Raw genomic sequence first — 13,074 nt, forward strand, 5'->3', positions numbered from 1 at the left:
ACGACTCCGAAGAGTCGTTTTTTCAACTTAACTCAAATTATTGAGCTTGTTGTTCAACAGTCACTGTACGGCTGCCAGTGATCGTCGCGAATACACGACGGTTCATAGCACGACCTTCTTTAGTGTTGTTGTCAGCAATCGGTTGATCCCAAGCGAAACCTTGAGTAGACAAACGAGCTGGATCTACATTGTATTCATTTACAAGTGAAGATTTAACAGAGTTCGCACGAGCTAAAGATAAACGTTCGTTCAATGCACGTGGACCAGTGTTGTCAGTGTGACCTTCGATGCGAGCAGTAGCGTTTGGATATTCAACTAACTTCTCAGCAACTTTAGCGATTTCTGGCTTGTACTGATCTTTGATGTTTGATTTGTTTGTATCAAAGAACACACGAAGTTCCATGTTCAAGTCTTCAGTCAACTCTTGTGGAGCAGGTTGAACTGGAGCAACGGTTTCAACTGGGGCAACTTCTACTACAGGAGCAGCTGGCTTCAAGTGACCACCAAGAACTACGTTAAGACCAGCTAAAGCTGTGTAGTTCCAGAATTGCTCATCAAAGTGGTAAGTACCACGTGCTTCAGTACGAAGAGATAAAGCATCGTTCAAACGGAAGAACGCACCCACACCTGCATTACCTAAAGTACCTTCTTCACCATCACGGATATAACCGACACCATTAGCACCTTCTACGTCATATTTATAGTGACCAGCACCTAAAAGTACGTATGGCTTGATTTTGCTGTCATAATTTTTAGTGATTAGATCAGAAGTCGCATAGAAGTTACCTGCGATATTTTGACCCTTGTATTCACCACCGTTACTCACATCACCTTTGATTTGGCTATATTCAGCTTCAAAACCTAACCAAGGAGTAAGCTCAACACCAAGTGCTGCACCAACGAACAAGTCATCATCAAGTTCTGCGCCACTTGTTAAACTACCATCATTACCACCATTGTTATGCTGTGTATCAAACATAGTATAACCAAGCATTAATGGGGTAACAGTTACGCCCGCGTTTGCAGCAGCTAAAGGAGCAGCTACGAGCATTGCTAATGCAATACGACTCATTTTCATGGATTTATCCTCCAGAGATAACAATTGTTGTTCAAGCTCAAGCCTAAATTTTCGACTACCCTGAGATAGGCTTTCTTATACCCCAGTATTATTTTTAAGCTAGTCACTTTGAATCATACAAACACTTTTTTACTTTTCCAAGTGCTTGATAATTTTAATCAAGTAAATTATTGACAAAATTACTTACAATTTCCGTTGTAATTCGGTAACTTTTTACTCAATTATTTGGTGCGAATAGCCTATCTTTCTTGCGGTTTATTCTAACACTTTCACGAAAAGTTGTTTAGTAATTATTATACAACACATAAAGTGCTATAAAACAACAAATTACTCAAATTAATCATAAAAAAACATAACAATAACAGGTAAAGACTTATGTCGAATATAAGAAAAAACGGCTTCACGCTGTTTGAATTGATCGTCACGTTAGCAATTAGTGCGATTTTAGTCATGATTGCCCTGCCCTATTTTCATCAGCTGATGGCAGAACAAGAACTCAAGCGAATTCAGTATTCATTACAGTCCAGCCTGAAAATAGCACGCTCCCATGCCTTCACCCATCATAGTAATGTTGTGATCTGTCCAACACATGACTTTAGCCAATGCAGTAAGCAAAACTGGAATACGGGTTTTATGATTTTTATTGATCGAAATAAAAATCGTCAGATAGACAACAATGAATACATTCTTTATACAGAAAAAACTGCACTTAAATACGGAACTCTGGATTGGCGTGGCACTTTAAACATACCCAGTGTAACTTTTAATGCACAACAAGGTTTGCCGATCGGCTCGAATGGTAGTTTCTTTTACTGCTCTACTCACGTCGCGAGCAAACGACTGGTGCTTAGTAAAATGGGGCAAACTCGAGCTGAAGACATCAATGGATGTTAACTGAGCAGTCTAAATGATCTTTATATTGTCACTTTATTCTCATCTTTTTTTGCCTATACTGCTGAAGTGATCTATTCCTGCTTGGAATTAAATCTAGACAAAAGCACATATAAAAAACTGGGAGAATAAAATGACGGATATCGTTATTGTAAATGGTGCACGCACTGCAATGGGTGGCTTTCAAGGCAGTTTAGCCAATGTGACTGCACCAGAATTAGGTGCGGCAAGTATCCAAGCGGCCATTCAACGTGCGGGGGTACAAGCAACAGAAATCGATGAAGTCATTATGGGCTGCGTCCTGCCTGCAGGCTTAAAGCAAGGCCCTGCTCGTCAGGCGATGCGTCAAGCAGGCTTACCAGATTCTACAGGTGCGGTCACCATCAACAAACTCTGTGGTTCTGGTATGAAAGCTGTCATGCAAGCAGCCGATGCAATCAAAGCAGGTTCTGCCTCAATCATTGTCGCTGGTGGTATGGAGTCAATGAGTAATGCACCTTATATTCTGACTAAAGCACGTGCGGGTTACCGCATGGGACACGGTGATGTGAAAGATCACATGTTCTTAGATGGCTTAGAAGATGCAGAAACAGGGCGTTTAATGGGCTCATTCGCACAAGATATGGCCAATAGCAAAGGCTATACCCGTGAACAAATGGATGATTTTGCGATTCGCTCTCTTAAACGTGCGCAAACTGCCGTAAATGAAGGCTATTTTGCCGATGAAATTGTGCCTGTACATGTTTCAACACGTAAAGGTGACGTGGTTGTCGATAAAGACGAACAACCGTTTAATGCCAATATTGAAAAAATCCCAACCCTTCGTCCAGCTTTTGCCAAAGATGGCACAATTACCGCAGCCAATGCCAGCTCAATTTCGGATGGCGCTTCGGCTTTAGTCCTGACATCTGCAGAAAATGCAGCAAGCAAAGGTTTGCAACCATTGGCGAAAATTGTGGCTTATGCCACCAATTCACAACATCCATCGGAGTTCACCATCGCCCCTGTTGCTGCGATTCAAAAAGTATTGGATAAAGCAGCTTGGCAAGTTGCAGATGTAGATTTATGGGAAATTAATGAAGCTTTTGCTATGGTCACCATGTGCCCAATGGATGAGTTCAAGCTTGATCCTGAAAAAGTGAATATTAACGGTGGTGCATGTGCGCTTGGGCATCCTGTGGGTTCTACAGGTTCACGTATTATCCTAACTTTGATTCATGCGCTTAAACGTACAGGTGGCAAGCGTGGTGTGGCTGCTCTCTGTATTGGTGGTGGTGAAGCAACTGCGGTCGCGATTGAATTACTTTAAGTGCCTTGCAACCCCTATTTCGTAAAGAGGGATTGAGGTAGATTGAATAAAGTCATTCCCTAACCCTTCTTTATTCAAAAAGTAAAAAGACGAATCATTGATTCGTCTTTTTGCTTATAGCTTTAAAAAGTTTAGAGCAATTCTGCACGCAACTGTTCAGGCGATTTCATTGACAATAAACCTGGCGCAACATCATAAGCAGTTTTTGCACCATATTGCTGCATTTGGTTTAAACGATAGCAAGCACGTGCATAAGCCACCAAAATACTCGCGGTAAACTCAGGATTGCTGTCTAACTTCAATGAGAATTCAAGCACTTGTTTTTGTTCATCGCTGGTATTACCACTGCGAATGACAAAACCACCATGTGGCATGCGTTGGTGATCTTTGGCTAAAGTCGCTTCATCAATGAAATTTACGGTTGTGTTGTAGTCAGCGAAATAATCTGGCATGGTCACAATCGCTTGCTCTACCGCAGCAGCATCGGCACCTTCTGCAAGTACGACATAACATTCACGAGTATGTTTATCTTTGGTGCTTAATACAGGACGCGCACCGCTACGCACTTGTTCAATGGCATCATTCGATGGAATGGTATATTGCACACCTGCTTTTACACCATCAACACGACGAATGGCATCTGAGTGACCCTGACTTAAACCTTTACCCCAAAAAGTATAGGTTTCACCATCTGGTAACAACGCTTCACCAAATAAACGATTAATCGAGAACATGCCTGGATCCCAACCAATTGAGATGAGTGCAGTTTTCTTGTTCGCTGTCGCAGGTGCATCTACAGATGCATAATATTCAGGAATACGTGCATGCGTATCGAAACTATCGACAATATTAAATTGGCTCGCCAGTACTGGACCTTGTTGTGGCAAGTCGTCTTTTGAACCACCACATAAAATCAGCACATCAATTTTGTCTTGAAAATCTGACAATGAATCCATGTGAAACACTGCTGTTTCAGCAAAACATGGTGAAACGCTTTCAGGCGCACGACGGGTAAAAATACCCACCAATTGTAAATCTGGGTTTTTATGAATCGCCGTTTCAACGCCACGACCTAAGTTGCCATAACCAGCAATACCAATACGGATAGAATTTTGCATAAAGACAAATCACTTCATCATGAAAAAATTGAAAAATAAATCAGAGGATAATCACATCAAATTATCGTCTTGATTGATTTTTGATAATGTAAAAATAACGCCTACATAAGACTGCGATGCTACATCAGCGTGCTTATACTACAGCACTTTGCGGTAAATTAAATCATTAAGAAGTGCGATAAAACAAGCCGTTTGATCATTTTAAGGCAAACAAAAAGCCTGCACATGGCAGGCTGTTTGTAAATGTGTGAACCGCGATATTTCGATAAAATCTATCTACATTTCGATGAAATCCATCATCAATATATTACGCACCTGTTTGATAATTTGGTTTTGGCACTGCGGTAGAAGCTTGATAAGGATGGGTAAAGTCCGCCAAACCTGCTGCAGCTTCTTGCACATCTTTACCTTCTTTAATCACGAAAGTATCGAAACCTGCACGCTTCATATAATTTAAGACGTCTTTAAAGACATCACCGACTGCGCGAAGTTCACCCTGAAAGCCTTGACGGCGTAACAATGCCGCAAAAGAATAACCACGGCCATCGTTAAAACCTGAAAATTCAATAAAAATTGCATCCAGTTCTGCCAATGGAAATTCATGGTTTTCAGGCGAAGCATCTACCGTTAAATATAGGGCTTTTTTACCTGAAATTTGTGCCAACTGATCAAGCTGTTCAACGCTGAGCACCACATCACCTTGCGGTAATGCTGCATCTTCAGCAATCACTTGATAAGTATTGTCTGCAATCGTGCCATCTTTTGCGAGCACAGGTAGTGCAGTATTAAGCATAAGCGCGCTCCTTAAATGGTTGAATGCCGACACGGCGATAAGTGTCGATGAAGTCTTCACCTTCACTACGCAAATCTAAGTAGGTATTTAAAATTTCTTCCACCACATCAGGAATCACTTCAGCAGCAAAAGATGGCCCTAAAATATCACCGATTGACGCATCATGGTCTGCATGCCCGCCCAAAGTGATTTGGTAGAATTCCGCGCCTTTTTTATCGACACCTAAAATCCCGATATTACCAACGTGGTGATGACCACAAGCGTTCATACAACCTGAAATATTTAAATCCAGTTTGCCAAGATTATAAATGGTATCCAAATCATCAAAACGGCGTGAAATGGCTTCTGAAATTGGAATAGATTTGGCATTGGCAAGTGAACAGAAATCACCACCCGGACAGCAAATAATATCGGTAATAAAGCCAATATGCGCGCGCGCCAAGTTATTGGCATCGAGCACTTGCCACAATGCAAACAGGTCTTTTTGTGGCACATCTACCAAAGCAATATTTTGCTCATGCGTGGTACGCAACTCACCAAAGGTATATTGATCGGCTAAATCTGCAATCAGATTCATTTCTTCTGTCGTCATGTCACCCGGTGCAACACCTGCACGTTTCAATGAAATGGTGACAATACGATAGCCTTGTACTTTGTGCGCATTGGTGTTGATGTTGAACCATTGCTTGAATTTTGGATACTGCGCAAACAGCTCGCTAAAATCTTCATCGGCATAGTTTTGATAAGCAAATGGCGTGAAATTTTCATCCATTTTTTGCAAAGTTTCTGCATCAATTTTTAAGGTTTTCACCGTATGTGCAAATTCAGCTTCAACTTTTTCTGCAAATACTGCTGGAGTTAAGGCTTTTACCAAAATTTTGATACGTGCTTTATATTTATTGTCGCGACGACCATGCAAGTTATAAACACGTAAAATAGCTTCTAAGTAAGCAATCAAATCTTCACGTGGCAAGAACTCACGAATAAAGCTACCGATAATTGGAGTACGACCTAAGCCGCCACCAACTTTAATTTTATAGCCAATTTCGCCTGCTTCATTTTTAACAATATAGACGCCAATGTCATGAAATGCAGTCGCAGCACGGTCAATTTCTTCCAGTGCAGACACCGCAATTTTGAATTTACGTGGCAAGAAGGCAAATTCAGGGTGGAAAGTCGACCACTGACGAATTAATTCACAGGTTGGACGTGGGTCAGCAATTTCGCCCGCCACGACACCTGCATACTGGTCTGTGGTGGTATTACGAATACAGTTACCCGAAGTCTGAATTGCGTGCATTTGTACGGTTGCAAGCTCTGCCAGCATGTCAGGCACATTTTCCAGTGCAGGCCAGTTAAACTGAATATTTTGACGTGTTGATACGTGCGCATAGCCACGGTCATAGTCTTTGGCAAGCTGCGCAACTTTACGCAATTGCTTAGAGTTCATCAGACCGTAAGGCACCGCAATACGCAACATTGGCGCATAGCGTTGTACATACAAACCATTTTGCAGACGCAATGGACGATATTCATCCTCAGTCAATTTGCCTGCTAAATAACGTTCCGTTTGGTCGCGGAACTGTGCAACACGTTCATTAATCAGTTGCTGATCGAAATCAGTATATAAATACATGGCGTACAGCTAGTCATTTCTATTATCACGGCTGACAGCATAGCGAGATTCAATCTATCAACAAAATGTGTTTTTTACATATTTATTAGCGATTTTATTGATAAGCCATTGCAACATCACAGCCTGTAAGCCTTTGCCAAAATTTACAGGCTTTTTATAGAGCTATCACAAAATAGTGCATGCTTTAGCACTTTTTCTGCTATAGCATCTATTCGATCTATTATTGATTACCTGAAATTACGACTTGGCTTCATCTTCATCCTGATTTTTAATCTGAGATGACCACTGCCCTGCACCCAAAGCCTGCCCGATATAATCGTAACGCATTTGAGAACGTGAAAATTTAATTGGACACGCCAACTGAGTTTCAGTTTTTTCGGCATTCTGCTGAATAGGAACTTCTACTGTCCAACCGCGTTGCTGTGCCAAAGGTGAATGTAAGGCTTCATCTAAAGTGAATACAGGTTCAACGCAGACATCATATTGCGCGAATACCTGCTGCCATGTGGCAAAACTTTGTGTTTTAATTTTATCTTGAATAGCGTGTTTGACTTGCAAGCGCTCTTGCGGATCTAAAGATGCCCCTTTTTCCAAAAGTATCGGTAAGTTTAAAATCTGTGCCAAACCCTGCATAAACTGCGGCTCTAAACTACCGACTGAAAGATAACGGCCATCTGCTGTTTCATAATAGTCATAATAGGTGCCACCATTTAAGTAAGATTGCTCAGCATATTGAGGAACCTGTGCCGCCAAAACTGCTGAAGCGGCCATATTGTTTAAAGTCGCAGCGCAATCGGTCATCGAAATATCAATATACTGCCCTAAACCACTGCGCTGACGTTCTATCACTGCACTTAAAATCGCCACCAAAGCATGCAATGATCCACCTGCTACATCGGCCACTTGAATCCCGAGCGGCGGTGGCCCGCCTGCTTGCCGCCCACTATGCCCCGCAATGCCAGACAAGGCTAAATAGTTGATGTCATGTCCTGCCCTTTGTTGATAATCGCCTGTTTGTCCATAACCTGTGATGGAACAATAGATCAGTCGCGGATTAATTTTTGCCAAGCTGGCATAGTCCAGCCCTAAACGCTGCATCACGCCTGGTCTAAACTGTTCCAATACAATATCGAATTCGGCAATTTTATCGTGAATAAGCTGAATACTTTCGGGGGATTTTAAATCCAAAGTAATTGACTGTTTATTCCGATTCAAATAACTGTGCGAAGTCGCTTGTCCATTGGCATAGGGCGGAAATAAACGAATTAAGTCAGGACGGGTTGCCGATTCAATATGAATCACCTCTGCACCCATATCCGCCAAATACAAACTGGCAAAAGGGCCGGGCAATAAGGTGGAAAAATCTAAAACTTTTAAACCGCTCAGTGCATGTGTCATTGTTGTGATTACTCGATTTTTACTGATTTTCCGTTCATCTTATAAACAGCAAAACTGTAACACAATGTCATGTTCAGCCATTTACCTTGATCATTTCGGCAATTTATTATGTAAAATAAGTAAAATTGGTATTGTAAATTGCCAATTTCAATTTTTTAGCGTCATTTAGGTCAAGCTTACGTGAATACAAAAGAGACTGAAGGATTTAACATGAGCAGAGATACCATTAGTATCCATTTTGTAAATGCAGCGCTCACGGGTGTTAAGCGACTCGGCATGGATGTCGAAACCTTATTATCTCATGTCGGTATTGAGGCAGAACTTCTGCGCCAACCGAAAGCACGTATTTCACCTGAACAATATACCCGCTTTATTAAAATGTTGTGGATGGTGACCCAAGACGAACACGTGGGTTTTGATTCTCAGCCACGTCGTTTGGGTACATTCGCGATCATGTGCCAATTGGTAATTCACGCCAAAACACTGGGCGATGCCTTAGAACTCTCTTCGCAATTCTACAAACTGTTTGGTGATGATTGGTCGGTTACCTTAGAACGTGATAAACACGAAGCACGTTTGGTACCATCTATTCCACAAGCTATGGATCCTGATCACTTTATTACTGAAAGTATGTTGATGATTTGGCACGGCTTGGCATCTTGGCTGATTGAACGTCGCCTGCCTTTGGAGCGCGTACATTTTGGCTATCCACGTCCTGCACATGCAGATGAATACGATGCGCTGTTCTTTGCGCCTGTCATGCAATTTGACATGCCACGCACCGAAATTACCTTTGCTGCCGACTACTTGGATTTACCAATTCGTCAAACCCAAGAAACCTTAGACGAATTCTTAAAAACCGCGCCTGCGCAATTGTTGGTGAAATTCAAAAACACCAATTCTTTAACTTCGCGTATTCGTGACGTGTTAAAGAGCCAAATTGGCGAAGAAATGCCAACCTTGAACGATGTTGCATCCATGCTGTACCTATCGCCACAAACCTTGCGTCGTCGTTTGGCTGCAGAAGGTAAAAGCTATCAAGGGGTAAAAGATGCATTACGCCGTGATGCCGCGATTCACCTATTGCTGAATCCTGAACTTACCCTTGAAGATGTGGCACAACAAGTTGGCTTTAGCGAAACCAGTACTTTCCACCGTGCTTTCAAAAAGTGGACTGGCGTCACACCTGGTTTATACCGTCAGTTGCACGGTTATCATTAATTTAGAATCGACAATTCACAATAACTCGTAATTCCAATCGATTGCCCTTGCACACCGCAAGGGCTTTTTTTATCGCTCTATTATAGTTTCAATCTTTCTGCCAAATTACTGCGTCATCCCAATTAGCAAAAAACCTCACTGACCTGTACCGTTCTCGTCATTGCACTTCAAAATTTTCAGATTACACTCAAAAGCAATCATAAAGAAAACTATCGACAAGGGATTGATTATGAGCGAGGCCTACATCATTGATGCTATTCGCACTCCGCGCGGCAAAGGAAAAAAAGATGGCGCATTACACGAAGTTAAACCCATTCGCCTACTCACAACCTTATTGAATGAATTGCAACAACGACACAACCTAGACACCTCACAAGTAGACGATATTGTTTTGGGTTGTGTCACACCAATTGGCGATCAGGGTGCAGATATTGCCAAAACCGCTGCGATTGCCGCAGGTTGGGACAATGACGTCGCAGGCGTACAAATCAACCGCTTTTGTGCCTCGGGTTTAGAAGCCGTGAACCTCGCAGCACAAAAAGTCCGTTCAGGTTGGGAAGATTTAATTGTTGCAGGTGGTGTGGAATCTATGTCACGTGTGGCAATGGGTTCTGATGGTGGTGCTTGGGCATTCGACCCTGAAACCAACATGGCCTGTGACTTTATTCCACAAGGCATTGGCGCTGACTTAATTGCCACACTCGATGGTTATAGCCGTACTGAAGTCGATCTATTTGCAGCTGCATCACAGCACAAAGCCGCAGCAGCACAAGCACAGGGACATTTCGAGCGCTCGATTGTACCTGTCAAAGATCAAGCAGGCGTGGTGATTTTGGCACAAGATGAATTTATCAAACCTCAGACCACGGCTGAAAGCTTGGCACAGCTCAAGCCGAGTTTTGCCAATATGGGACAAATGGGTTTTGATGCGATTGCCCTGCAAAAATATCCTGAAGCAGGACAAGTCAATCATGTGCATCATGCAGGAAATTCATCGGGTATTGTTGATGGTGCAGCCTTGGTCTTGATTGCATCGGAACAGGCGGTACAACAGCACAACTTAAAACCGCGCGCCAAAGTGCTTGCCACTGCATTGGTCGGCACAGACCCTGCCATTATGCTCACAGGACCCGCGCCTGCAGCACGCAAAGCCTTGTCCAAAGCAGGACTGAACATTGAAGATATTGATCTGTTTGAAGTCAATGAAGCCTTTGCAGCCGTGGTTCTGCGTTTTATTACAGAACTTCAGGTTGATCCCGCCAAAGTCAATGTAAATGGTGGTGCTATTGCCTTGGGTCATCCACTTGGTGCTACAGGTGCCATGATTTTAGGCACCTTACTGGACGAGCTAGAACGACAAGATAAAAAACGCGGCATGGCTACATTATGTGTAGGCGGTGGGATGGGAATTGCCACCATTATTGAGCGAGTATAAGGAGTATAAAAATGAGCGCCATTCACTATTATAAAAATGCCGATAACATTGTCATTCTAACCTTTGACTCACCAAATCAATCTGCCAACACCATGAATGCTGACTTTAGAGATGCATTAGCGCAAGTGGTACAAAAGTTAAAAGCAGACGAACAAGTGGCGGGAATCATTTTCGCCTCTGCGAAAAAAACCTTTTTTGCAGGCGGTGACTTAGATGAGTTGATTCAAGTACAGCCTGAGCATGCCAGCTCATTTTTTCAGATGATTGAAAACCTAAAAGCACAGCTGCGTTATATTGAAACCCGTGGTATTCCTGTGGTAGCTGCCTTAAATGGCACGGCACTCGGCGGCGGATGGGAACTTGCTCTGTGCTGTCATCATCGTATTGCAATTCGTGATGCAAAAACCAAGTTTGGTTTACCCGAAGTGACTTTAGGTTTATTGCCTGGTGGCGGTGGTATTGTGCGGATGGTACGTTTATTGGGTTTACAAACTGCCCTGCCGCTGTTGATGGAAGGCAAACAGCTGAGTGTGGAAAAAGCACAAAGTTTAGGTTTAATCCATGATCTTGCTGAAAATGAAACAGAATTACTCAGCAAAGCCCAAGACTGGATTCTTGCACATCCTCAATCACAACAAGTATTTGATGTCAAAGGCTATAAAATCCCTGGGGGAACACCATCTACACCTGCTGTCGCGCAAATGCTTTCCATTGCTCCTGCCATGCTACGCGACAAAACCAAAGGCTGTTACCCTGCGCCTGAAGCAATTTTGAGTGCAGCAGTAGAAGGTGCGCAGGTTGATGTCGATACAGCCTTACGCATTGAATCTCGCTATTTTACCCAGCTCGCAACAGGTCAAATTTCTAAAAATATGATTGGCACCTTTTGGCATGGGCTGAATGCGATTAAATCGGGCAGTGGCCGTCCGCAAGGCATTGCACCGCATCAAACTCAAAAAGTCGGCATTTTAGGTGCAGGCATGATGGGCGCAGGCATTGCTTATGCCACAGCAAGCAAAGGCATTGCGGTTGTTCTTAAAGATGTATCCATCGAACAAGCTGAAAAAGGCAAAGCTTACAGTCAAAAACTATTGGATAAACAAGTATCGCAAGGTCGTATAAGTGCAGAGCGAGCAGCACAAGTCTTAGCCAATATTCATCCAACGGCACAGGCTGCCGATTTACAAGGCTGTGATTTGATTATTGAGGCGGTATTTGAAAATCCTCAACTCAAGGCGCAAGTCACACAAGAAGCCGAAGTTTTTCTGGCAGAACAAGGTGTGATGGCATCCAATACCTCAACTTTGCCAATAAGCGAGCTTGCCCAAGCTGCGCAAGATCAACAGCGCTTTATTGGACTGCATTTCTTTAGTCCTGTCGATAAAATGCCGTTGGTAGAAATCATTAAAGGAAAAAACACCTCTGCCGATACTTTGGCAAAAGCATATGACTTTGTGCAACACATTGGTAAAACACCGATTGTGGTCAATGACAGCCGTGGCTTTTTTACCAGTCGGGTGTTTGGCACTTTTGTGCAGGAAGGCTTGCGCTTACTGGCAGAAGGCGTACATCCTGCCAAAATTGAAATGGCAGCTTTAAAAGCAGGTATGCCTGTTGGTCCGCTTGCTATTCAGGATGAAGTGTCTTTAACCTTGTCTGAACACGTGGCGCAGGAAGCACGTAAAGCGTTACAAGCCGAAGGAAAAGATCGACCACTGTCGAATGCAGATGAAGTCATTCAAACCATGATTCATCAATTCTCACGTAAAGGCAAAGCTGCAGGTGCAGGCTTTTATGACTACCCTGAACAGGGTAAAAAACAGCTTTGGTCGGGATTAAGTCATTGGTATAAAAATACCGAAATCGCTGAACAAGAAATGATTGACCGTTTCTTATTTGTACAAGCACTGGACAGCTTACGTTGCTTGGAAGAAGGTGTTTTAGAATCTGTCATTGATGCCAATGTTGGTTCAATTTTTGGCATTGGCTTCCCTGCATGGACAGGTGGTGCTTTACAATTTTTGAATCAATATGGTTTAACACAGGCTTTGGCACGAGCACAGCAACTTACTGCTGAATATGGCGAGCGTTTTACCCCACCTAAAATCTTGCAAGATCGTGTTGCTGCAGGTGCTAAAAGCATTTAAAGCTAAACTTTAAATTTAAAGCAATCTGGGAGGGATATATCATCCCTC

Annotated in this window: 10 protein-coding genes; 5 read left to right on the plus strand and 5 right to left on the minus strand. The window is 42.9% G+C overall.

Translation table 11 applies throughout. The features are described from left to right. Positions 1 to 37 precede the first annotated feature (37 nt). Positions 38 to 1,078 (minus strand): outer membrane protein Omp38, encoded by a 1,041-nt coding sequence (omp38, locus tag F947_RS04165; protein ID WP_004972434.1) that lies wholly within the window; start codon positions 1,076 to 1,078, stop codon positions 38 to 40. Positions 1,079 to 1,453: 375 nt separating this feature from the next. On the opposite strand from omp38, the gene F947_RS04170 reads away from it, so the two are divergent. Both F947_RS04170 and F947_RS04175 read left to right on the plus strand, forming a co-directional pair. Next, a complete protein-coding gene (locus F947_RS04170; protein ID WP_004972436.1) occupies positions 1,454 to 1,972 on the plus strand; it encodes a GspH/FimT family pseudopilin in 519 nt (172 codons plus the stop codon). A gap of 130 nt (positions 1,973 to 2,102) precedes the next feature. Next, positions 2,103 to 3,278, plus strand: a complete 1,176-nt coding sequence (locus F947_RS04175; RefSeq protein WP_004972439.1) for a thiolase family protein — start codon at positions 2,103 to 2,105, stop codon at positions 3,276 to 3,278. Between the two features lie 131 nt (positions 3,279 to 3,409). Here the strand turns inward: F947_RS04175 and F947_RS04180 are convergent, their stop codons facing one another. From F947_RS04180 to F947_RS04195, 4 genes are all read right to left on the minus strand, one after another. Then, entirely contained in the window at positions 3,410 to 4,396 is a 987-nt protein-coding gene (locus tag F947_RS04180) for a diaminopimelate dehydrogenase (RefSeq protein WP_004972441.1), read from the minus strand. A 307-nt stretch (positions 4,397 to 4,703) separates the two neighbouring features. After that, a complete protein-coding gene (locus tag F947_RS04185) occupies positions 4,704 to 5,189 on the minus strand; it encodes a DUF934 domain-containing protein (RefSeq protein WP_004972443.1) in 486 nt (161 codons plus the stop codon). Beyond that, the gene (locus F947_RS04190; RefSeq protein ID WP_004972445.1) at positions 5,182 to 6,825 is read right to left on the minus strand and encodes a nitrite/sulfite reductase; all 1,644 of its coding nucleotides are present in this window, start codon (positions 6,823 to 6,825) and stop codon (positions 5,182 to 5,184) included. Before F947_RS04190 ends, F947_RS04185 begins: the two co-directional genes overlap by 8 nt. Positions 6,826 to 7,062: 237 nt before the next feature. Further along, on the minus strand, positions 7,063 to 8,223 hold the full coding sequence (locus tag F947_RS04195) for a CaiB/BaiF CoA transferase family protein (RefSeq protein ID WP_004972446.1): 1,161 nt from the start codon (positions 8,221 to 8,223) through the stop codon (positions 7,063 to 7,065). Positions 8,224 to 8,433: 210 nt separating this feature from the next. Here F947_RS04195 and F947_RS04200 point away from each other — a divergent pair, with 210 nt between their 5' ends. The 3 genes from F947_RS04200 to F947_RS04210 all read left to right on the plus strand — a co-directional run bounded on the left by F947_RS04200 (position 8,434) and on the right by F947_RS04210 (position 13,026). Next, a complete protein-coding gene (locus F947_RS04200) occupies positions 8,434 to 9,444 on the plus strand; it encodes an AraC family transcriptional regulator (protein WP_004972448.1) in 1,011 nt (336 codons plus the stop codon). Positions 9,445 to 9,673: 229 nt separating this feature from the next. After that, on the plus strand, positions 9,674 to 10,879 hold the full coding sequence (locus F947_RS04205; protein WP_004972449.1) for an acetyl-CoA C-acetyltransferase: 1,206 nt from the start codon (positions 9,674 to 9,676) through the stop codon (positions 10,877 to 10,879). A gap of 11 nt (positions 10,880 to 10,890) precedes the next feature. Beyond that, positions 10,891 to 13,026, plus strand: coding sequence for a 3-hydroxyacyl-CoA dehydrogenase NAD-binding domain-containing protein (locus tag F947_RS04210; RefSeq protein WP_004972452.1), 2,136 nt, complete (start codon positions 10,891 to 10,893; stop codon positions 13,024 to 13,026). Positions 13,027 to 13,074 lie beyond the last annotated feature (48 nt).

Source organism: Acinetobacter towneri DSM 14962 = CIP 107472, from assembly GCF_000368785.1.
GTDB classification, from domain to species: Bacteria; Pseudomonadota; Gammaproteobacteria; order Pseudomonadales; family Moraxellaceae; genus Acinetobacter; species Acinetobacter towneri.

Excerpts from the sequence above, each read along its gene's own strand:
- F947_RS04170 (WP_004972436.1), top strand. The coding sequence starts at position 1,454 with ATGTCGAATATAAGAAAAAACGGCTTCACGCTGTTTGAATTGATCGTC.
- F947_RS04210 (WP_004972452.1), top strand. The coding sequence starts at position 10,891 with ATGAGCGCCATTCACTATTATAAAAATGCCGATAACATTGTCATTCTA.
- F947_RS04185 (WP_004972443.1), bottom strand. The coding sequence starts at position 5,189 with ATGCTTAATACTGCACTACCTGTGCTCGCAAAAGATGGCACGATTGCA.
- omp38 (WP_004972434.1), bottom strand. The coding sequence starts at position 1,078 with ATGAAAATGAGTCGTATTGCATTAGCAATGCTCGTAGCTGCTCCTTTA.
- F947_RS04175 (WP_004972439.1), top strand. The coding sequence starts at position 2,103 with ATGACGGATATCGTTATTGTAAATGGTGCACGCACTGCAATGGGTGGC.
- F947_RS04205 (WP_004972449.1), top strand. The coding sequence starts at position 9,674 with ATGAGCGAGGCCTACATCATTGATGCTATTCGCACTCCGCGCGGCAAA.
- F947_RS04195 (WP_004972446.1), bottom strand. The coding sequence starts at position 8,223 with ATGACACATGCACTGAGCGGTTTAAAAGTTTTAGATTTTTCCACCTTA.
- F947_RS04200 (WP_004972448.1), top strand. The coding sequence starts at position 8,434 with ATGAGCAGAGATACCATTAGTATCCATTTTGTAAATGCAGCGCTCACG.
- F947_RS04180 (WP_004972441.1), bottom strand. The coding sequence starts at position 4,396 with ATGCAAAATTCTATCCGTATTGGTATTGCTGGTTATGGCAACTTAGGT.
- F947_RS04190 (WP_004972445.1), bottom strand. The coding sequence starts at position 6,825 with ATGTATTTATATACTGATTTCGATCAGCAACTGATTAATGAACGTGTT.